The organism is Streptomyces sp. NPDC033178, from assembly GCF_055577685.1.
This window is the reverse complement of sequence record NZ_JBVIPT010000007.1, coordinates 229,314-247,963: the sequence shown is the minus strand read 5'-3', so window position 1 is coordinate 247,963 and position 18,650 is coordinate 229,314. Positions and strand designations below refer to the sequence as shown.

At 68.7% G+C, this 18,650-nt stretch carries 19 protein-coding genes; 9 read left to right on the top strand and 10 right to left on the bottom strand.

The window, feature by feature from the left end; genetic code table 11:
• The first annotated feature begins 65 nt into the window (after window positions 1-65).
• Both ACZ5VQ_RS19665 and serC read left to right on the top strand, forming a co-directional pair.
• Window positions 66-284 (top strand): hypothetical protein, encoded by a 219-nt coding sequence (locus ACZ5VQ_RS19665; protein WP_469105993.1) that lies wholly within the window; start codon window positions 66-68, stop codon window positions 282-284.
• Between the two features lie 73 nt (window positions 285-357).
• Entirely contained in the window at window positions 358-1,476 is a 1,119-nt protein-coding gene (gene serC / locus ACZ5VQ_RS19660; protein WP_469105992.1) for a phosphoserine transaminase, read from the top strand.
• Between the two features lie 115 nt (window positions 1,477-1,591).
• Here serC and ACZ5VQ_RS19655 read toward each other — a convergent pair whose 3' ends face one another.
• The 3 genes from ACZ5VQ_RS19655 to ACZ5VQ_RS19645 form a co-directional block, all read right to left on the bottom strand.
• On the bottom strand, window positions 1,592-3,157 hold the full coding sequence (locus ACZ5VQ_RS19655; protein WP_469105991.1) for a cellulase family glycosylhydrolase: 1,566 nt from the start codon (window positions 3,155-3,157) through the stop codon (window positions 1,592-1,594).
• Window positions 3,158-3,405: 248 nt separating this feature from the next.
• Window positions 3,406-4,278 carry an ABC transporter permease gene (locus tag ACZ5VQ_RS19650; RefSeq protein WP_469105990.1) on the bottom strand — a complete coding sequence of 291 codons (873 nt, stop codon included), beginning with the start codon at window positions 4,276-4,278 and terminating at the stop codon, window positions 3,406-3,408.
• Window positions 4,275-5,309 (bottom strand): ATP-binding cassette domain-containing protein, encoded by a 1,035-nt coding sequence (locus ACZ5VQ_RS19645; protein ID WP_469105989.1) that lies wholly within the window; start codon window positions 5,307-5,309, stop codon window positions 4,275-4,277. Before ACZ5VQ_RS19645 ends, ACZ5VQ_RS19650 begins: the two co-directional genes overlap by 4 nt.
• 103 nt (window positions 5,310-5,412) lie before the next feature.
• Here ACZ5VQ_RS19645 and ACZ5VQ_RS19640 point away from each other — a divergent pair, with 103 nt between their 5' ends.
• Window positions 5,413-6,177: a TetR/AcrR family transcriptional regulator gene (locus ACZ5VQ_RS19640; protein ID WP_469105988.1), complete on the top strand. Its 765-nt coding sequence runs from the start codon at window positions 5,413-5,415 to the stop codon at window positions 6,175-6,177.
• Window positions 6,178-6,295: 118 nt separating this feature from the next.
• Here the strand turns inward: ACZ5VQ_RS19640 and ACZ5VQ_RS19635 are convergent, their stop codons facing one another.
• A complete protein-coding gene (locus tag ACZ5VQ_RS19635) occupies window positions 6,296-7,207 on the bottom strand; it encodes a MerR family transcriptional regulator (RefSeq protein ID WP_469105987.1) in 912 nt (303 codons plus the stop codon).
• 159 nt (window positions 7,208-7,366) lie between these two features.
• Window positions 7,367-8,359: a WD40 repeat domain-containing protein gene (locus tag ACZ5VQ_RS19630; protein WP_469105986.1), complete on the bottom strand. Its 993-nt coding sequence runs from the start codon at window positions 8,357-8,359 to the stop codon at window positions 7,367-7,369.
• A gap of 88 nt (window positions 8,360-8,447) precedes the next feature.
• Between ACZ5VQ_RS19630 and ACZ5VQ_RS19625 the strand changes: the two genes are divergently transcribed.
• Window positions 8,448-9,131, top strand: coding sequence for an SGNH/GDSL hydrolase family protein (locus ACZ5VQ_RS19625; RefSeq protein ID WP_469105985.1), 684 nt, complete (start codon window positions 8,448-8,450; stop codon window positions 9,129-9,131).
• 88 nt (window positions 9,132-9,219) lie between these two features.
• Complete coding sequence (locus tag ACZ5VQ_RS19620) at window positions 9,220-9,807, top strand: Uma2 family endonuclease (RefSeq protein ID WP_469105984.1); 588 nt, start codon at window positions 9,220-9,222, stop codon at window positions 9,805-9,807.
• A gap of 24 nt (window positions 9,808-9,831) precedes the next feature.
• Here the strand turns inward: ACZ5VQ_RS19620 and ACZ5VQ_RS19615 are convergent, their stop codons facing one another.
• Complete coding sequence (locus ACZ5VQ_RS19615; protein ID WP_469105983.1) at window positions 9,832-12,510, bottom strand: DUF6185 family protein; 2,679 nt, start codon at window positions 12,508-12,510, stop codon at window positions 9,832-9,834.
• 228 nt (window positions 12,511-12,738) lie between these two features.
• Between ACZ5VQ_RS19615 and ACZ5VQ_RS19610 the strand changes: the two genes are divergently transcribed.
• Window positions 12,739-13,218 carry a MarR family transcriptional regulator gene (locus ACZ5VQ_RS19610; protein WP_469105982.1) on the top strand — a complete coding sequence of 160 codons (480 nt, stop codon included), beginning with the start codon at window positions 12,739-12,741 and terminating at the stop codon, window positions 13,216-13,218.
• A gap of 42 nt (window positions 13,219-13,260) precedes the next feature.
• Here the strand turns inward: ACZ5VQ_RS19610 and ACZ5VQ_RS19605 are convergent, their stop codons facing one another.
• The 3 genes from ACZ5VQ_RS19605 to ACZ5VQ_RS19595 all read right to left on the bottom strand — a co-directional run bounded on the left by ACZ5VQ_RS19605 (window position 13,261) and on the right by ACZ5VQ_RS19595 (window position 15,548).
• Window positions 13,261-13,878 carry an SMI1/KNR4 family protein gene (locus ACZ5VQ_RS19605; protein WP_469105981.1) on the bottom strand — a complete coding sequence of 206 codons (618 nt, stop codon included), beginning with the start codon at window positions 13,876-13,878 and terminating at the stop codon, window positions 13,261-13,263.
• 110 nt (window positions 13,879-13,988) lie between these two features.
• Window positions 13,989-15,023 (bottom strand): hypothetical protein, encoded by a 1,035-nt coding sequence (locus ACZ5VQ_RS19600; protein ID WP_469105980.1) that lies wholly within the window; start codon window positions 15,021-15,023, stop codon window positions 13,989-13,991.
• A gap of 105 nt (window positions 15,024-15,128) precedes the next feature.
• Window positions 15,129-15,548, bottom strand: coding sequence for a hypothetical protein (locus tag ACZ5VQ_RS19595; protein ID WP_469105979.1), 420 nt, complete (start codon window positions 15,546-15,548; stop codon window positions 15,129-15,131).
• 83 nt (window positions 15,549-15,631) lie between these two features.
• Between ACZ5VQ_RS19595 and ACZ5VQ_RS19590 the strand changes: the two genes are divergently transcribed.
• The 3 genes from ACZ5VQ_RS19590 to ACZ5VQ_RS19580 all read left to right on the top strand — a co-directional run bounded on the left by ACZ5VQ_RS19590 (window position 15,632) and on the right by ACZ5VQ_RS19580 (window position 17,782).
• Window positions 15,632-16,444 (top strand): helix-turn-helix domain-containing protein, encoded by an 813-nt coding sequence (locus ACZ5VQ_RS19590; protein ID WP_469105978.1) that lies wholly within the window; start codon window positions 15,632-15,634, stop codon window positions 16,442-16,444.
• Window positions 16,441-16,641 (top strand): DUF397 domain-containing protein, encoded by a 201-nt coding sequence (locus ACZ5VQ_RS19585; protein WP_469105977.1) that lies wholly within the window; start codon window positions 16,441-16,443, stop codon window positions 16,639-16,641. Before ACZ5VQ_RS19590 ends, ACZ5VQ_RS19585 begins: the two co-directional genes overlap by 4 nt.
• 148 nt (window positions 16,642-16,789) lie before the next feature.
• Entirely contained in the window at window positions 16,790-17,782 is a 993-nt protein-coding gene (locus tag ACZ5VQ_RS19580) for an aldo/keto reductase (RefSeq protein ID WP_469105976.1), read from the top strand.
• Between the two features lie 251 nt (window positions 17,783-18,033).
• Here the strand turns inward: ACZ5VQ_RS19580 and thpR are convergent, their stop codons facing one another.
• Complete coding sequence (gene thpR, locus ACZ5VQ_RS19575) at window positions 18,034-18,606, bottom strand: RNA 2',3'-cyclic phosphodiesterase (protein WP_469105975.1); 573 nt, start codon at window positions 18,604-18,606, stop codon at window positions 18,034-18,036.
• Window positions 18,607-18,650: the final 44 nt, after the last annotated feature.

Sequence of the window (18,650 nt, the reverse complement as noted above, 5' to 3'; positions counted from 1 at the left end):
GCCGCCGTACGCGACTTCGGCCACCTTCCTTCCATCGCCCCGCTCACGGAACGGAAGAAGCCCTCATGACCGCCTCGCCCACGCCCACGCACCTGGCGCTACTGACCCTGGCCCTGCTCGCCGCCTTCCTGCTCGCCCTGCTCGCCGCTGTCACCGCCGGACTGCTCGCCCGCTGGGACGGCGCCTCCGCGCCCGCCGCGCTGCTCCGCGCCGGAATCGCCTTCGGCGGGACCCTCACCCTGCTCATCGCCGTGCTGGCGCTGGTGGCCGGCACCCTCACATAACGCGCATGGACACCTCGTCTCACCGGCCGGACGACGTTTCACCCACGTTTCCGGAAACGGATACGCTCCCGTCGTGGCTGATATCCAGATCCCCGCTGACCTCAAGCCCGCCGACGGCCGTTTCGGCGCGGGCCCCTCCAAGGTGCGTACGGAGTCGCTCACCGCGCTCGCCGCGACCGGCACGTCCCTGATGGGGACGTCCCACCGCCAGGCCCCGGTTAAGAACCTCGTGGGGAAGGTCCGCGAGGGAGTGCGTGACCTCTTCCAGCTCCCCGAGGGCTACGAGGTCGTCCTCGGCAACGGCGGCTCCACCGCGTTCTGGGACGTCGCGACGCACGGCCTGATCGAGAACAAGTCGCAGCACCTCACCTTCGGTGAGTTCAGCTCGAAGTTCGCGAAGGCCGCCAAGCTCGCCCCCTGGCTCGCCGACCCGGACGTCATCACCTCCGAGCCGGGCACCCACCCGGAGCCGGTCGCCCAGTCGGGCGTGGACGTCTACGCCCTCACGCACAACGAGACCTCCACCGGTGTCGCGGCCCCGGTCAAGCGTGTCGCGAGCGCCGACGAGGGCTCCCTCGTCGTCGTGGACGCGACGAGCGGCGCGGGCGGCCTGCCCGTCGACATCGCCGAGACGGACGTCTACTACTTCGCCCCGCAGAAGTCCTTCGCCGCGGACGGCGGCCTGTGGATCGGGATCTTCTCCCCGGCCGCCATCGAGCGCGCCGAGCGCGTCCACGCGAGCGGCCGCCACGTCCCGGAGTTCTTCAGCCTGCCCACGGCGATCGACAACTCCCGCAAGAACCAGACGTACAACACCCCGGCCCTCGCCACCCTCTTCCTGCTGAACGACCAGCTGGAGTGGATCAACGGCCAGGGCGGCCTCGACTGGTCGGTCCGCCGCACTGCGACCTCCTCGCGCACGCTGTACGGCTGGGCCGAGGACGTCAAGTACGCGAACCCGTTCGTCACCGATCCGGCCAAGCGCTCCCAGGTCATCGGCACGATCGACTTCACCGACGACGTCGACGCGGCCGCCGTCGCCAAGGTCCTGCGCGCCAACGGCATCGTCGACACCGAGCCCTACCGCAAGCTCGGCCGCAACCAGCTCCGTGTCGCCATGTTCCCCGCGATCGACCCGGCGGACATCGAGTCCCTCACGAAGTGCGTCGACTACGTGATCGAGAAGCTGTAACCGTCGTCATCGAGCAGCTGTAACCGTCGCTCGTACGGCAACTGGGGCGCCCGGCACGGCAATCGTGCCGGGCGCCCCCCGTCTGTGCCATGGCGCCCGTCTCATGGCTCCTGTCTCATGTCGCCGTGCAGCTCACCGCCGGTGCTCCCCCGCCGCCCGGCGCGCCCCCGAACCCGAAGCTCGCCGAACCGCCCACCGCGACCGTCCCGTTGTGGTCGGCGTTCGACGCGGTCACCGTCGAACCGCTCTGCGTGTACGAGGCGTTCCACATGCTGGTGACCTTCTGGGCGCCCGGCCAAGTCCACGTGGCCTTCCAGGACTTGAGCGCGGTGGTGCCCGAATTGGTCACCTTCACCTCGGCGTTGAAGCCGCCGCCCCAGTCGCTGCTGACGGTGTAGGCGGCGGTGCAGGCCGCCGTGCCCCCGCCCGGGTCACCGGGGTCTCCGGGATCCCCCGGATCACCGGGATCGCCCCCGCCGCCCGGAAACCCCGGCGCCTTCACGCTCGCCAGGTATCCGTCCTTCACCGTGTCCACGGTCGTCCAGTCGTCCTTCAGGATCCCGCCCGTGTCACCGGAGTTGGGGTTCCAGGACCAGAAGGTCCAGGAGATGCTGTCGGCGCCGTACGTGCTCGTGGGCCGGAGGTAACTCACCAGCGCGGCAAGCCACTTCTGGTCGATCGTCGACTGGAGTGTCGTGCCAAACTCGCCCACCCACACCGGGGCGATGTTCTGCTTGAAGATGTAGCCCCAGTACTTGTCCCAGATGCCGGGCATGTTGGCGGGGAAGGTCGGGTCGCTGAACCAGCTCTGCTGGGCCACGCTCGTGGCGTAGTCGTGGGCCGAGTAGACGACCCGGTTCGGGACGTCCAGCTGGACGGGGTACTGGGCGACGCCCATCAGATTGCCGCCCCACCAGCCGGACACGCCGTTGAACGTCTGCACTCCCTCGACGAAGACCAGCAGCTCGGGGTTGACGGACAGGACCGCGTTGCCGGCGCGCTGGGCGGCCAGGCGCCAGTCCCTCGTCGTGTCGCCGCAGCCCCAACAGGCCGGATCGTGCGGCTCGTTGTGGAGGTCGATGCCGATCACCGTGGAGTTGCCCCGGTAACGGGTCGCCAGTGCCTTGAGGTTGGCGATCCACGTCGACTCCGGTACCGCGGAGGTGTACCAGAGCGCCGACTGGCCGGCCGCGTCCGGACGATGCCGGTCCAGTACGACCTTGAGGCCGCCCTGACCCGCGTACGCCACGATCCTGTCCATGATCTGGAGGGAGCCGAGGCCCTGGAGATCGGCGTTCTTGCCGCCGGAGAAGTCGATGCTGTTGGGTACGGTGCCGCTCTTGAAAAGGTCGTCGCTGTACGGCAGCCGGATGGTGTTGTAGCCGAGCGACTTCATCTGGTCGATCATGCTCTTGTAGTCGCGCGCCCAGAGGCCGTGGGGCGTGTGGTTGGCGGTCTCGAAGCCGAACCAGTTGATGCCGGCGATCCGTACGGGCTGACCGGCCGCGTCCAGCATCTGCCGGCCGCTGGTGTGCCAGTAACCGGCTCCGGGGGCCGCCGCCCCGGCCGCCCGGTCCACGGCGTCCGCCGGGTCGGCGTGGGCGGCCGTCTGCACACCGGCCAGCGGTAACAGGAGCGCCGCGGCGGCAGCACACAGCGCTCTTCGCAAGCTGCGGAACATGTCGCTGCTTCCTCTCGGGAGGCGCGGGCCCGGAACGAGTGGGAGCGCTCCCACCACACCGCGTATCCCCATGGAAGGGATCCTGCGTGGACACGTCAAGAAGTTGTGCGGTGTTCGGGACACTTGAGTCCCGAACACCGCACGCCCCCTGTCGCCGCACTCCCCCGTCGCCGCACAACCACGAACCAGCTGGGCCTACTGCTGCCGACTGCGGCCGATTACTGCCGATTACGGCCGATTACGGCCGACTACTTGCTGAGCTTCTGGAACCTCCGTACCGCCAGCGGAACGAAGATCAGCGTGAGGATCAGCGGCCACACGCCCGCCATCAGCAGCGCGTGCTGCTCGACCCACGAGTCGCCGCTGCCCACCGGCGTGCCGAACAGTTCGCGGGTGGCCGCGGCCGTCGACGAGATCGGGTTCCAGGCCGCCACGAAACCGAGCCAGTCCGGCATCAGCTGCGGGGCGACGAAGATGCTGGAGATCATCGTCAGCGGGAACGCGACCGCGAACAGACCGCCCGCCGCCTCCGGGTTGGGCACGAGCAGACCGAGCCACACCCCGAGCCAGATCAGCGCGAACCGCAGCCACAGCAGCAGCGCGAAGGCCCCCAGGAAGCCGAAGCCGCCGTCGGGCCGCCAGCCCATGGCGACCGCGGTGAGCATCAGGATCGTCAACTCCGCGCAGGCGACGATGAGATCGGTGACCCCGCGCCCGGCGACGACGGCGGACGGCGCCATCGGCATGGAGCGGAACCGGTCGATGACGCCCTTGGTGGAGTCGTACACGACGAGTGTCGCGGTGTTGATGAACCCGAAGGCCATCGTCATCACGAACATGCCCGGCATCAGGAAGTCCCGGTAGTCGCCGCCGCCCGGCACCTGCATCGCGCTGCCGAAGACGTACCCGTAGAGCAGCACGGACAGGATGGGGAAGCCCAACTGCCAGGCGATGTTGATCGGTTGGCGCTGGTAGTGGGTGAGCCCGCGCCGAACGACGTTCCAGCAGTCGGCGAGCACCCAGTACGTACGGCCGTGGTCGCCCTGCGCGGCCGGGCCGTGGTCGCCCTGTGCCGCCGGGGCCGGGGTGGTGGCCTGTGTGGTCGGGTCGAGGGTGGTCACGCCGCCTCCTTCTTGTTCGGCACGTCCTTCTTGTTCGGCACGTCCTTCTTGTTCAGCACGTCCGTCTCGTTCGGCACGTCCGTGCGGTGGCCGGTCAGACGCAGGAACACGTCGTCGAGGCTCGGCCTGCGCAGGCCGATGTCCTCCACCCGCACGCCCTCGTCCTGGAGGGTGCGGGCCACCTCGGTGAGCGCCGCGACCCGGTCGGTCACGGGCGCGTGCACCCTCAACTCGGTCTCGTCCGACTCCGGTTCGCCGTCCGACACCCGGGCGACGACCTTCACCGCCCGCGCGATGTCGGCCCGCTCGGCGACAACGACCTCGATCCGGTCGCCGCCCACCGTGCTCTTCAGCCCGTCCGGGGTGTCGTCGGCGATGGACCGCCCCTGGTCGATCACGGTGATGTGCGAGGCGAGCTTGTCGGCCTCCTCCAGATACTGCGTGGTCAGCAGCACGGTGGTGCCGCCGGTCACCAACGCCCGTACGGAGTCCCAGACTTCACCCCGGCCGCGCGGGTCGAGCCCGGTCGTCGGCTCGTCCAGGAACAGCACACGCGGGGTGAGGATCATCGACGCGGCGAGGTCCAGGCGCCGCCGCATGCCGCCGCTGTACTTCCCGACTCCCTTGTCCGCGGCGTCGGTCAGGTCGAACTGCTCCAGCAGCTCGCCCGCCCGCAGCCGCGCCCGGCGCCCGCCCAGGTGGAACAGCCGCCCGAACATCTCCAGGTTCTGCCGGCCGGTGAGCACCTCGTCCACCGCCGCGTACTGACCGGTGAGCCCGATCCGCGCCCGCACCTCCCGAGGGTGCCGGGCCACGTCCAGGCCCGCCACCTGTGCGCTCCCCGCATCGAGCTTCAGGAGTGTGGACAGGATGCGGACGGCGGTCGTCTTGCCCGCGCCGTTCGGCCCGAGCAGGCCGTGCACCGTGCCCTCCCGCACGGCCAGATCGAAGCCGTCGAGGGCCCGCTTCTCCCCGTACCTCTTCTCGAGCCCCTCGGCCCTCACCGCGTAACCGCTCACAGCAATCCCCATCCCTTGAAGCCCGCCCCTGAACCCGTCCCCAAAACTGGGTACGCCGTACCCTTTTGAGAGTACACCGTACTCAGTTTTGGCCCAAGGGATTATTCTGAGATCCATGACAAGCGGCTCGGGCGGCACGGAGACCAGCGGGAGCGGAGACATCGTCCGCACCCTCCACCTGCTGTGGGACACGGGCCCCCGGCCCAGCCGCGGGCCGAAGCCGGGCCTCACGCTCGACCGGATCGTGGAAGCGGCGGTCCGGATCGCGGACACGGAGGGCCTGGAGGCCGTCTCGATGCGACGGCTCTCCACGGAGCTCGGCACCGGCACGATGTCCCTCTACCGGTACGTCCCCGGCAAGGGCGAGCTGCTCGACCTGATGCTGGACCGCGTCCAGCGTCCGGGCGACGACACGCCCGTCTTCGGCGACAACTGGCGCTCGGCCCTGGAGGTACTCGGCCGCGAAAGCCTCGCCCTCTACCAGCGCCACCCATGGCTACTGCAGGTCAACCAGTCCCGCCCGGTCCTCGGCCCCAGCGCCATCGACGGCATGGAGAAGGTGATCTCCCAGATCAAGCCCATGGGCCTGAGCGACCCGGAGCTGGTCTCGGTGGTCATCATGATCGACTCGTACGTCACCGGCGCCGCCCGCTCCCAGCTGTACACGCAGGAGGCGGAGCGCAGGACGGGCCTGACGGACGCGGAGTTCTGGGCCGCCCAGGCCCCGATCCTGGAGAAGATCATGACCGGCGGCCGCTACCCCGTGATGGCCTCACTCGCCGAGGACGCCTTCGGCTCCGACTTCGACCACTTCGACTTCGGCCTGCAGCGGATCCTGGACGGCTTGGAGACGCTGGTCGAGCGCAGGGGCGCCCCGTAAGGGGCGCGGGGCTGTGACCATGTGCGGCTCCGCCGCCTGGGCGCGACCAGCCACAACCGGCCCGCACTGTCCGGCGGCCCTCACCCACCCTGCGGCCCGCGGAGCGCTGGGCCGTGTTTCAGGTGGCGGGTGACTCTTGGGCGGATAGTTCTTCGGCCAGTTCCATACAGCGCAGGCGGGCCGGGGAGAAGTCGTAGGGCATCTTGCCGATGGCTTCGAACACGCTCATGGAGTCGGCCTCCCGCCTGCCGGAGCTGAGGTCGGCCTCGTCCTCGCCGTCATCGGCGGTAGCAGGGTGCAAGGTGTCCCAGGCGTCGAAGAGGGCATCGTCGTCCTTATCCAGGCCGGACTCCTCGATGACGGCCTCCAGGGCGCTTTCGAAGGTGTGCCGCTCGACGGCCACCTGAGCCACCCGCGGATCATCGACGGCGACGCTGTCATCGAGTGCCTCCTCGGCGTCATCGATGCGGTCGGAGTCCTCCCGGAGAGCGGGATGCGTGGCCAGGACGACGAAGCGGGTGGCCTGGACGGCCGCGCCGAGCGGGCCGAAGATCCGCTCAGTGACCAGCAGACTGTCCAGGTCCGCCTGCCGCAGGGAGCCCTCGGGCAGGCTCTTGAGACGGTCGGTGACGAAGTCGGAGAGCAGGCCCATCCGGCTGCCTTCGGTGCGCATCCGCTGCACGGCGGTCCGCTGCCGCCGCAATTCCGCCTCCTGCTCGGCGAGGGTTTCCTCCAACCGCTCCAGGATGCCCGCGATACCGTCTCCGCTGTCCGCACCGGCGGAAGCCGTGCCGGTGGTAAAGGCGTCACGGATGTCGTCCAGGGCGATCCCGGCGTCGGCCATCTTGCGAATCCACAGCAGTCGGATCATGTCCTCGTACCCGTAGCGGCGGCGGTCATCGCCGCCCCGCTCAGGCTCGGGGAGCAGGCCGATCTCGTGGTAATGGCGAATCGCCCGCGGCGTGGTGCCGGCGAAGGCCGCCGCGTCACCGATCTTGACCTGGCGGGGTGGCATGAAGGACGAACGCATGAGCAAGGACCTTTCCTCAAGGGACCAGGACGTAGGTCCACCGGACCACATGCCGCTACGGAAGGTGCAACCCCACTGCTCATCAGCAAGATCGCCTCGCCCCACATCTTGATCATCATCGTGCAGGGCGCGCACAGGAATCCGAACCCAGAACACGGCCTAGTCGCGCCGCAGCAACCTCTTGAGCCCGTAGATGACGGCCAGGGCGACCACCAAGGCAACGGCACCCATCTTGATATCGGCGTTCATCCCGTCACCACCCCCGCCCCCGTCGACAGAACCGCCTTCCCCGGAAGGCGACTTACCGTCTCCGCCGCCCCCGCCCGGCACGTTCCCCGGCTCCACCGAGCTGTCCGAGCCCTCACTCCCGTACAGCAGCGTGGATCCGTCGGGGATGTACGCCATCGACTCGCCCTGCCCCTGGAGCGGCACGCTCAGCCGCCCCTCCTTCTTCACCTTCCCACCGTTCCAGTCGTACGCGAGGCCGCCGAAGTAGCCGCGTACGGCGAGCTGCTTGCCGTCGGGGGAGAAGGCGCCGTCGGTGACCCAGAGGTCGATGGCGCCGATGCGTTCGAAGGTGTTGGTGCCGGAGGGAGTGAGCTTGGCGGGCCCCTCGTACAGCCCTCCCCCGTCCTCGTTCTTCGAGACGATGTAGACGCGTCCGGTCTTCGGGTGGACCATCAGCGCCTCGGCGTCCCGCGCCCCGTCGGCGTACTTCACGTCGTACTGCGTGGCGCGGACGGTCTGGTTCTTGAGCTGCTTGGGCTCGGGCAGCTCGTAGATCCAGACGTGGTCCCAGGTGCCGCCGAGGTTGTCGCCGATGTCACCGACGTAGAGATGGCCGTTCGGGCCCATGGAGATGGCCTCGACGTCCCGGGGCCGGCCGACGCCCGCCATGGTGACGGTGGCGACGGTCTCGCCGGTCTTGCTGTCGACGGCGTAGAGGAAGGCCCCGTCGTCGCTGTCGTTGTGGGTCCAGTAGACGCCGGGGTGGACGCGGGAGGCGACGAGCCCGCTGGACTCGGTGATCCGGGGATCCTTGATCGTGAACCCGTCCGCCCCCTCCGAACCGGCGCTGTCGGCGGCAACGGCGGGCGCGACGAGCACCCCGGCGAGGAGGGCCCCGAAAAGGAACGCAAGCGAGCGACGCATGCCCCAAGACTGCCATCCCCGCCGCCGGTTCAGCGGGCGTGTCCAGCCTCACACCCTGCCCCTTCCGCTGATCGTCCATGATGAGCGGATGCTCAGGTTCATGCCCGTCGGCGATTCCATGACCATCGGAAGCGCGGGTGAACACACCTGGCGTTACCGGATGTGGCAGCACCTGCGCGCGACGTACGGCGGCCCCTTCAAGATCGTCGGCCCGCGCGAGACGCTCTACGACAAGGCCACGGAGACCGCCGACTCGTACGAGTACGCCGACCGGGACTTTCCGCTCGCCCATCTGGCGGGGTGGGGCGAGGGCTGGCACCACCTGACCCCGTTGATCGCGGACGCGGTCCGCAGGTCACGCGCCGACGTGCTCCTCGTCTCCCTCGGACTGATCGACCTGGGCTTCTACACGAACGCGGCCCAGACGGCGGAGAACGCCCGCACCTTCATCGCCGAGGCCCGCTCGGCGAACCCCCGCGTGGCGATGGTCCTCCTGCCGGTGATCCCGAACACGAGGGCGGAGACGGACGCGCCCTTCGCCCGCGAGGTCGGCCTCTTCAACGAGCTCCTCGCGAAGACGGTCGCGGACCTGGACGAGCCCGCGTCCCCCCTCCTCCTGGCCTCGGTCCCGCCCTCGTACGACATCACCCACGACACATACGACGGCACCCACCCCAACGCCTCCGGCGAACACAAACTGGCGGCGGCCTTCGCCGAGGCGATGCATCAGGCGTGGGATGTGGGCGAACGGTACGAGGCCGAAAGCGACTGACCGAATCGGGGCGTGGCCTGGTCACCGTGCGTATCGTTGTACCGCGCGGCTGCACTCGTCCGAGTAGCGGCCGGGGAGGAGCGCCACGATGACCGTCCTGGAAGACAGGATCGAGATGGCCGACACGAACGTCGATCGCCTGGACCAGTGGTTCGAGCGACTTGAGCGGATGCCCGTCCCCGAGGGAATCAAGGTTGAGATCGTCGGGGGTAACGTCTTCATGACGCCGCAGCGAAGCGTCCACTGGCACGTCATCCGGAGGATCATCCGGGCGTTGGAGGACAGGTTCGGCATGGACGTCGAGGCACTGTCCGACGTGCGGATCGACTTTCCCGGTCACGAGAACGGCTTCTGCCCCGACGTGGTCAAGATGCGTGACGGCGCTACGGATGGCACCGAAGGCCGCTGGCGTCACGAGGATGTCGAATTCGTCGCCGAGATCATCTCAAGGGGGACGGCCCAGAACGACTACGGCCCCAAGAAGGACGCCTACGCCGCCGCCGAGGTCCCCGTCTACCTCATCGCCGACCCCTACCAGGGCAAGTGCCACCTCTTCACGCAGCCCAAGGACGGGGAGTACGTCATCGAAACCTCCGTCGGCTTCGGCGCGGACGTCGACATGACGGGCACGGTCCTCGGCCTCACCCTCAAGACGGACGAGTTCCCCCGGGACTGACGTCCCTCAACGGGATCCGCCGGCTCACTTGCTCTCGGCGGGCTCCGGCGTCACCGCGGGTTCCGCGAAGAACTGCCAAATGCTGATCATTGCGATGATCTGGGCGACCAGATAGGCGACCTGGAGCGAGTAGTACCGCATCTGGTAGACCGACAGCAGTAGTCCCAGACGGCTCTGCCAGTAGCGCCGTTCACCCTGGAACGTGTCGAGGTCGAGCGCGATGCCAGTGACTGTGAGGACGAACAGCATCGCCGAGACGTGCAGGGCGAGGTTGCTGACGCTTTCGCGCGTGAACCAGGCGAGCAGGGCATCGAGCCCGGCGGGCAGCGCGAACGCGAGCGTGACCGGGAGCGCCTTGACCGCTCCCCGCCGTCCTGGAAGCACACGCCACAGCGCTCCCAAAACGAACCCTGCCCCCGCCCAGGTGACCATCCAGTAGACAAGGGTGAGCACCATCTCAGGGAAACCGAACTGGTTCGAGAGGGTGGACTCCCATGCTTCTCCCCGGACCGCCCACGCCCAGGTGGTGAGGGCGGCCGCCGGCAGCCCGGGGATCAGTGCGAAGCGGGCACCCCTGCTGCCGTTGGCCCACCAGGTGTCGCGCGGGCCCAGCGCCAGGGCGGCGTCCACCACGGACACCTTCGACGGGAGCCGGTCGGGAACGGTCAGAACGCCGTTCGCGGGCCAGTCGTGCAGATCGCTCAGCTTTCTTTCCTCTTCATCTCGTACGGGAGGCTGGTCACCGAACAGCCCTTGGTCGAGCCGACGCAGCGTGGCGTGGGTCTCGCGATACGTGCGGGCCCTGGACAGCAGCTCGGTACGGACGCCCGGCCCGAGGACCTCGGCCAAAGCGCGTCCGGAACGCGCGAGAGGCTGGGCCAGAACGGAGCGGCCGACAAAGAGGGTGGCAGCCCCGTAGAGGGCCATCATGTGCAGGGGTATCCACATACTTGAGGGAAGGGCGACGGCCAGTGGCCAGCCGCCGCCCAGCCCTACCCCGACCGGGAAGAAGGTGAGGAACAACAGGCGCGCCGCCCAGTCGCCCGGCGGTCGGTCCACCGGCGACAGGCAGGAGGAGATGTGCCAGGCACGAAGGGCGGCCAGTGCGGCCACGCTCGTCAGTAGCCAGCCGTAACCGGTGATCCAGTCCTGTCCGTTGGAGACGGACCACATCGCGTCCCAGAGCAGCTTCATCCGGTGGTCCTTGCCGTAGTCGGCGTCCACGGGCTCGCTCAGCCAGGAGACACGCTGCCAGGTGCGCTCCTGCGTCAACGCGGCGCATACGGCGATGACCACGGTCGCGCCCAGGACGGCCGGTAGGACGACACGCAACTGCAGGACCCGGTCCTTGCCCGGGAATCGGCGGCTCTCCGGGAGTAGTTGTCCGTCGGTGGCGAGCCGCCAGATGGCGGCGACGAAACCGAGCAGGGTCAACGCCATGAGACAGCACACGGAGGCTGTCTGTGCGGCGAGCGCCTTGTCCGAGGCGGTATAGACGTAGTCCGCCGGTGCGACACGCAACGGACGTAGATCGAACCGCTCCGGCCACTTCATTTCTGCGAGCGGCAATAGGGCCAACAGACCCGCCAACGCCCAGATCCGCCGAGGCGGTCTGGCGAGAAGCAAGAGCATAACGGCGATCGTCAGGGCAAGGCCGTGCCCGTGGAAGATCCACTCGTCGAGCCACCGATCGTCGCGCCTGCGCTGCACGTATTGGTCGATCAGGTCGCCTGTCAGGGTCAGCGCGTCAATGGCGGCGGAGACCCAGGCCCACGCGACGAGATTACGCCGTGTGTGTCGCTGGTGATCGGTCGGGTTGGCAGAACGCCCTCCGTAACTTCGGGCCGCGGCCAACAGCAGAGCGGATACCACGACCGTCCACATCAGCCCGCCGAATCCGTTCAGCCCCATAACAGTCAGCCGGTTGTTCTGCGCGGCCCAGGAACGTTGCCAGGAGGGCCGGAGCCAGACGGTCACCGAGGGCGCTGAACGACCCTTTGCCGTCTGCCGGCCCGAAGTCTCTTTCTCCCCGGCCTTGCTCCCCGTGGCCCCTTTCTCCTTCTCTGCCCCCTCCTCGGCCGCCTTCTCTGCCGTCCTCTTCTGTTGAGCAACGGCTTCGGGCCGCCACACAAGAGTTGTGGCTCCCTGCCCCGCGTAGGGCTTCGGCTTCGCCGACTCGGCTCCCGGCTCCCCGGGATCAACCGTGATCTTGGCCCACTGAGCACCTTCAAGAGCGGGCGGAACCTGAAGTCGTACGAACCACCGCTCCGCGCCAGCCCGGACGGTCCACACGCCCACATGGAGGTCGGATCGGTACTGGTCGACCCACGAGTGCGCCCTGTCAACGACCTTGACGCGCCCGCCCTTCGACGTCACCACGGGGTTGCCGACCCGCCACTCCGCCCAGTGTCGCTGCTGATTCTTCTGTTCACTCCTGGTGAGGCATGACATCGCCGTGATGTACCGACGGCTGTCCTCGCTGAGCAACAGGTCCTGCGCGAGGGGCCAACTGTCCGGTAGATCGACCGTCAGCCTGGTGACTATCTTGGTCCACGTCCGGTCGTCATGCTGCAACTCCACCGACGCACTGACCCGCGCCTTGGTGAGTCGCTCCCTTTTGCAGGTGTCGTCCGGCGATGGCTCTGCCGCCCGAGCGCCCACCGGTACGACCAGCACGCACAGCAGTCCTACGAGAGCCGACACGGCCCACCTGAACGCACGGGTTCCCAACAGACGCCCCCCGACTGAATCCGTGCCGCACATCATGACGCATGCTGCTGACATCTGCCGAGGCCACTTGACAAACCAACACCCATGACCCACGCGCCAGTTGTTGGCCCACCATTCCGGACGTCAAACTCTCCACCCGACTCAGCTGCACCCGACCAGCCGTCTTGACCTCAACCAAACTTGAGCTCCTACGGTCGCCGCATGACCACTCAGAGCCCGACGCAGCTCACCCCGTACCCCCGTCAGCAGCTCGCCGCCCAGCCCATCGGTTACTGGACCGGCGCCGCCTACCGTGAGGTGGTGGGCCGAATCCGCAAGGAGCTGGCGACGGAGTCGCTCACCCAGCCCCACTGGTGGATCCTCAACCACGTCGCCGCGTCCCCGGCCCACTGGACCCGCGCCGAACTCACCGCGAAGCTCACCCGCTACGACGACCAGGGCATCGACTTCTCCGAGGTCTTCGACGACCTGGCGAACCGCGGCTGGACCGCGGAGGACACCGCAGGCACCCTCACCCTCACCGAGGCGGGAGAAGCCGGCCGCGTCCGCGCCAAGGAGCGCAACCTCCGGGCCCACGAGCAGACGCACGCCGGGATCACCGAGGAGGAGTACGTGGCCACCCTCGACGTCCTGCGCCGGGTGATAGCGAACCTGGGCGGGAACAGCGACCTGCCGGAATGACCGAATGACCGAATGACCGGCCGGAATAGCTCCGCCGGTGCGTCAGGAGCCGTCGCCGTCGTCGATGAACCCGAACTGGCGATTGAGACTGTTCATGTCCCAGCCGGCAGGTGCGTCGGGTTCATCGGGTTCGTCGGTCCACGAGAGGGTGCCCGGGAAATCCGCGTCCTCATACGTCGCCTCCCACTCTTCGTCGCCCGGCAGCATCACGATCCACGGCGGGGAGGAGTCCAGAGCGTCCGCCACCCAGGCCAGCAGAGCCGAGAACGACGCCCCGAGCGGATCGTCGTCCCGGACATACCCCTGCACGGGGTCGTAGCTCCCGATACGTCCCGTCCTCGTATCGACCGTCATCTCCAGTGGGCCGAGGCTGCCGATGGGCACGTACACGGGCTCGTCGCTCTTGAGGGCGTGCCACTCGGTGTAGGAGCGCACGATCTCGTCGACGCCGTACAGAACAAAGCCGGGCGGGACGACCGTGACGAGCCCCGAGCCGTTGTGTCGGAGCATCGACCGTTCGAGGTCCGGCGGGAGGCGGATGCCGGCCTGATCCGACAGCCGCGCGATGTCGTCCCGCCCGGCCGGCTCCGGCAGTTCGTCCTCGGGCGCATACCGCGCCAGCCACCGCTCGACCTTCTCCCACGACTCGTCGACCGTCACGAGACCGCCCCCTTCAGTCGCGTCAGTCGCGCGACGCCGCCTCGCTCCCAGCATGCCCTCGACCTCGGCCCTCGGTGCGCGAACTCACGGACCCAGTGCGGCCGGACGCGCTACGCACCGGCGGCACACTCCTGTACGCGCGTCCGCCACTGCTCCGAGAGCGGCTGGAGTTGGAGTGTCGCCTCGAAGGCGGCGGCTGTGCGGCAGCGGAGGCAGTGGGTTTCGCCGTTGCGGGGGCGGAAGACGTGTTCGGTGCCGGGACCGGGGCAGGTCACCAAGCCCCGCCGGGCCGGGGCCACGGCCCGCTCGGGCGGTGGGGTAGTCACCTGACGCCTCGCCGCCGGTAGCTTCTGGATCAGGCGGTGGCGCAGGAAGCCGACCGCCGAGCGGATGCCGTCCGCCGGGAGGCCGGTCGTCAGGGCGCGGCGGAGGTCCGGCGCCGAGACGCCCCGCCGCAGCCACTCCGCTGCCGCGTCGGCCAGGAGACGGGCCTCGCGTACACCGAGGAGCAGGTCACGGTTCGCGTGACGCAGGGACAGCAACACCCCTTCTGCCTCGGCGAGTTCGGAGGCTGGGGCGGGGGCAGACCCAGGTTCCGCCTCAGGTTCGGGTTCGGGTTCCTCGACGACAGCCGCTTCATCGACACACGGGGCCCGGCGGTCTTGGGGTGGTGGGTGGGGAAGGTTCTTCTCTCCCGAGTCTTCTGTCTGGGGAGAGTCACCGACCGTCCGCTCCCCCGGCCCGCCGACCGTCGGCGGACGCTCACTCGGTACGTCGTCGCCCGAGTCCGCGCCCACGTCCGCGTCCGCCCCTCCCCCGCGGGCCCGGGACGCCTCGTCACGCGTGAGGGTGACATTGGTGAGGAGTTGCTCCGTGACCCAGCGGCCCCGCGCGCCCTGCTCCCGCCACTCGTGCAAGTAACCGCAGTCGGCGAGGAGTTGCTTGGCCTTCTGGTACGCCCGGCCCTTCAGGCCCAACCTGGCCGCGTGTTCGCTGAGCGGCTTGGGGGCGGTGGCCTCGGACTCGGGGAGCCCCTGTACGTACAGCAGCAGAACCTTCGCGTCACTGTTGAGCCGCGAGTGCCGTACGACGTCGTGCGAGGCCTTCGTGTAACGCCGAACCGGCGCGATAGCATGCCGAAGCATTTCTGGTGGAGTTCCGTCCACTGGTGGTGAAGGTCCTCGGGCGGTGTTGGTAGCACCTCCGGGGACCGCTCCGCACACGGATGCGTACGGAGTGTGATGTCGCGGTCACGCTACAGCACCGATCAAGCGACCCACCACTTCATGCAGCAACCCCGCCTCCACGAACGGCACTTCGGGCGTCGGCTCCGACCGCCACTCCAACGGCCAGGTCAGCCCACCCAACGCGGGCACCCCCACGTACGCCCATCCCTGCGCGTCCCGGCCGAGTGCCCGCGCCCCGGCGGGCCAGCGGTAGCCGGTGACACTTTGCGGGGGCAACAGGAAGTACATGTACCGGTGCCCCGTCGCCTCCCGGACGATCGGGCCCGCCCGAAAGTCCGTGAACTGCATCAGCTCGTACGCCACTTGTTCTGCGAGCACGCCCGCGATGCGTACGGCGTCGAAGTGGATGCCGGCGTGACGGAGTCCGTGACCGGAGGCGGGGATCCAGGTGTGGAGGGCGGCGGGGGGAGTTTTCGGGTTCATGGAGCAAATGCTTATGGGCCGTCACATACTGTGACCAGGGTTACGCAAGGTCCGTGCACCTCTGTGCACTTGGGGAGGTCGTTGTGCACTCCGGTGATCAGAGTTCGAGCAACCTGGAGATGTTCGGCTCGTTGCTGCGGTTCTTCCGCGAACGGGCCGGGATCACGCAGGAGGGGTTGGGCGGGCAGGTCGGATACTCCAAGTCCCAAGTGGCGATGGTGGAGCGGGGAGAGCGGCCCCCCAAGGGACAACTCGTCGAGATCGCGGATGAGGCGCTGGGTGCACAAGGTGCACTTCTGGCGGCGGGCAGGACGTTGAAGACCAGCCGTTTCCCCTCATGGTTCGAGGACTACGCCGGGCTGGAAGCCAAGGCGACCGCCATCTACATGTACGCGAACCACCTGATCCCCGGCCTGCTCCAGACCGAGGTGTACGGGCGGGCGACCTTCGACGTCCACTGCCCGCCCCTGGAGGACGACGAAATCGAGGCCCGGCTCGCGGCCCGCCTCGACCGGCAGGGGGTCCTGGACCGTAAGCCCGCCCCGGTCATCGGCTTCGTGCTGGAGGAACACGTCCTGAGGCGGCCACTCGGAGGCTGGCAAGCTCTCAAGGAGCAGTTGGGCCACATCCTCGACGTGGGGAAGCGGCGCAACGTCGCGATCCAGGTGATGCCGACCAACCGGCAGGTCCACGCGGGACTCGACGGCCCGATGATCCTGCTGGAGACGCACGAGCACAAACAGATCACTTACGTCGAGGGGCCGAGCAACGGCTACTTCATCAGCGAACAGCCTGACCTGGGAAACACGTTCGCGCGATATGGCATTCTGCGGGCGCAGGCCCTCAACCCCGAGGAGTCGGCGAAGCTGATCGACGAAGTGGCAGGCGGACTATGAGCACTGACCTGAACTGGTTCAAGAGCAGCTACAGCAGCGGCCAGGGCGGCGAATGCCTAGAGATAGCCATAGCCCAGACCACCCCCGCCACCCCCACCACCATCCACATCCGCGACTCCAAAACCCCCACCGCCCCCATGCTCAAGGTCGCTCCCGCGTCATGGGCCACCTTCCTAGCGCTCGTCGCCGAGCCGTGACCTACGCGAGTCTCGCCGTCCGGGCCGAGACCAGCAGCACGAACCGTCGGACGCGCCGGAGTGACGAATCCGCACGGGGGATTCTCATGGCCGGACACCCTGGAAGCGGTGTTGCCTAGAGCGCACTCCACGACGTTGGCTATGAGCCATGAAGTACACGCAGCTGGGACGCACAGGACTCAAGGTCAGCCGACTCGTGCTCGGGACCATGAACTTCGGTCCGCAGACCGACGAGGCCGACAGCCACGCGATCATGGACGCGGCGCTGGACGCGGGGATCAACTACTTCGACACCGCCAACGTGTACGGCTGGGGCGAGAACAAGGGCCGTACCGAAGAGATCATCGGCAACTGGTTCGCCAAGGGCGGCGAGCGGCGCGACAAGGTCGTGCTCGCCACCAAGGTGTACGGGAACATGGCCGCCGACGGCGACGCCTGGCCCAACCACGACAAGCTCTCCGCGGTCAATATCCGGCGGGCCGTCGACGCCAGCCTCAAGCGGCTCCAGACCGACTACATCGACGTCTACCAGTTCCATCACGTCGACCGCCGCACTCCCTTCGAGGAGATCTGGCAGGCCATCGACGTACTCGTACAGCAGGGCAAGATCCTGTACGTCGGGTCCTCCAACTTCCCCGGCTACAAGATCGCCCAGGCCAACGAGATCGCCGCCAGGCGCGGCGGCACCATCGGCCTCGTCAGCGAGCAGTGCCTCTACAACCTCGCCGAGCGCCGCGCCGAGATGGAGGTCATCCCGGCCGCGCAGGAGTACGGGCTCGGCGTCATCCCGTGGTCCCCGCTGCACGGCGGTCTGCTCGGCGGTGTCATCAAGAAGGAGGTCGAGGGCGGGCGCCGGGCGAGCGGCCGGGCCGCCGACGCCCTCGCCAACACCGCCATCCGCGCGCAGATCCAGTCGTACGAGGACCTGCTCGACAAGCACGGCATCGAGCCCGGCGAGGCCGCCCTGGCCTGGCTCCTCACCCGCCCCGGCGTGACCGGCCCGATCGTCGGCCCCCGCACCGCCGGGCAACTGGACTCCGCCCTGCGCGCCGTCGAACTGGAACTGACCGACGACCTGCTGACCGGCCTCGACGAGATCTTCCCGGGCCCGGGCCCTTCGCCGGAGGCCTTCGCCTGGTAGCGGCACGTGAAAAGGGCGCCCCGACGGGGGCGCCCTGAAGGGGCGCGGGGAACTGCGCGACCTGGGGCACCTCCCGGCCGAAGGCTGGGGGACCACAACGGGTCCGCAGCCGACAGCCCGCCGACGAAGGCAGACGGCTACCTACCGACCGCCGCCGCCATCGCCACCACAACAAACATCAGCACAAGAACACCGGCCATGATCCGGTTACGCGTCTTCGGGTCCACGCCATCGAGCGTAACCGGCCACCCTTACGCCTCCGCGCCTAGGGCCCACCGCCCGTGCACCTCATACCGCGGCTGCTCCCCGGGCACCCCCGAGGCAGGCAGCCGACTCCGCATCAGACACAGCTCGCCGACCGTCCACCCCCGCCCCTCGAACCCGTCGAGCAAGGCCACGTACGGACCGAAGTCCGTCTCCTCCCGGCTCCGCGCCAGCGTGAGATGCGGCTGGTACCGCCGGTGCTCCTCCCGCTCCACCCCCGCCTTGCGCCCCGCCGCCCCCGCCCGCTCGGCGAGCAGCCGCAAGGTACGTACGTCCCCCGCGGCGCCCGCCCACAGCGCGCGGCCCCCGAAACGGCCGCCGCCCCGCAGCGAGAGCGGGAAGGGATCGGTCCGTCGCGCCGAACGCTCCAGCCGGGCCGACAGATCCGGTACGAGTTCCTCGTCGACCTCTCCGTAGAACGCGAGCGTGAAGTGCCAGCCGGGCCGGCCCGTCCAGCGCAGCCCGTGGTCGGCACCGGGCAGGTGCCTCAACTCGTCGACCACCGAGGCGAGTTCGGCGGTCACGTTCTCCGGGGGCAGCACGGCGGCGAAGAGTCTCATGCCGTCACCCTGCCAGGCGGCCCGTGAGGGGCGCCGGGCTGCAT

Excerpts from the sequence above, each read along its gene's own strand:
- ACZ5VQ_RS19665 (WP_469105993.1), top strand. The coding sequence starts at position 66 with ATGACCGCCTCGCCCACGCCCACGCACCTGGCGCTACTGACCCTGGCC.
- ACZ5VQ_RS19655 (WP_469105991.1), bottom strand. The coding sequence starts at position 3,157 with ATGTTCCGCAGCTTGCGAAGAGCGCTGTGTGCTGCCGCCGCGGCGCTC.
- ACZ5VQ_RS19645 (WP_469105989.1), bottom strand. The coding sequence starts at position 5,309 with ATGGGGATTGCTGTGAGCGGTTACGCGGTGAGGGCCGAGGGGCTCGAG.
- ACZ5VQ_RS19640 (WP_469105988.1), top strand. The coding sequence starts at position 5,413 with ATGACAAGCGGCTCGGGCGGCACGGAGACCAGCGGGAGCGGAGACATC.
- ACZ5VQ_RS19635 (WP_469105987.1), bottom strand. The coding sequence starts at position 7,207 with ATGCGTTCGTCCTTCATGCCACCCCGCCAGGTCAAGATCGGTGACGCG.
- ACZ5VQ_RS19630 (WP_469105986.1), bottom strand. The coding sequence starts at position 8,359 with ATGCGTCGCTCGCTTGCGTTCCTTTTCGGGGCCCTCCTCGCCGGGGTG.
- ACZ5VQ_RS19625 (WP_469105985.1), top strand. The coding sequence starts at position 8,448 with ATGCTCAGGTTCATGCCCGTCGGCGATTCCATGACCATCGGAAGCGCG.
- ACZ5VQ_RS19620 (WP_469105984.1), top strand. The coding sequence starts at position 9,220 with ATGACCGTCCTGGAAGACAGGATCGAGATGGCCGACACGAACGTCGAT.
- ACZ5VQ_RS19610 (WP_469105982.1), top strand. The coding sequence starts at position 12,739 with ATGACCACTCAGAGCCCGACGCAGCTCACCCCGTACCCCCGTCAGCAG.
- ACZ5VQ_RS19600 (WP_469105980.1), bottom strand. The coding sequence starts at position 15,023 with ATGCTTCGGCATGCTATCGCGCCGGTTCGGCGTTACACGAAGGCCTCG.
- ACZ5VQ_RS19595 (WP_469105979.1), bottom strand. The coding sequence starts at position 15,548 with ATGAACCCGAAAACTCCCCCCGCCGCCCTCCACACCTGGATCCCCGCC.
- ACZ5VQ_RS19585 (WP_469105977.1), top strand. The coding sequence starts at position 16,441 with ATGAGCACTGACCTGAACTGGTTCAAGAGCAGCTACAGCAGCGGCCAG.
- ACZ5VQ_RS19580 (WP_469105976.1), top strand. The coding sequence starts at position 16,790 with ATGAAGTACACGCAGCTGGGACGCACAGGACTCAAGGTCAGCCGACTC.
- thpR (WP_469105975.1), bottom strand. The coding sequence starts at position 18,606 with ATGAGACTCTTCGCCGCCGTGCTGCCCCCGGAGAACGTGACCGCCGAA.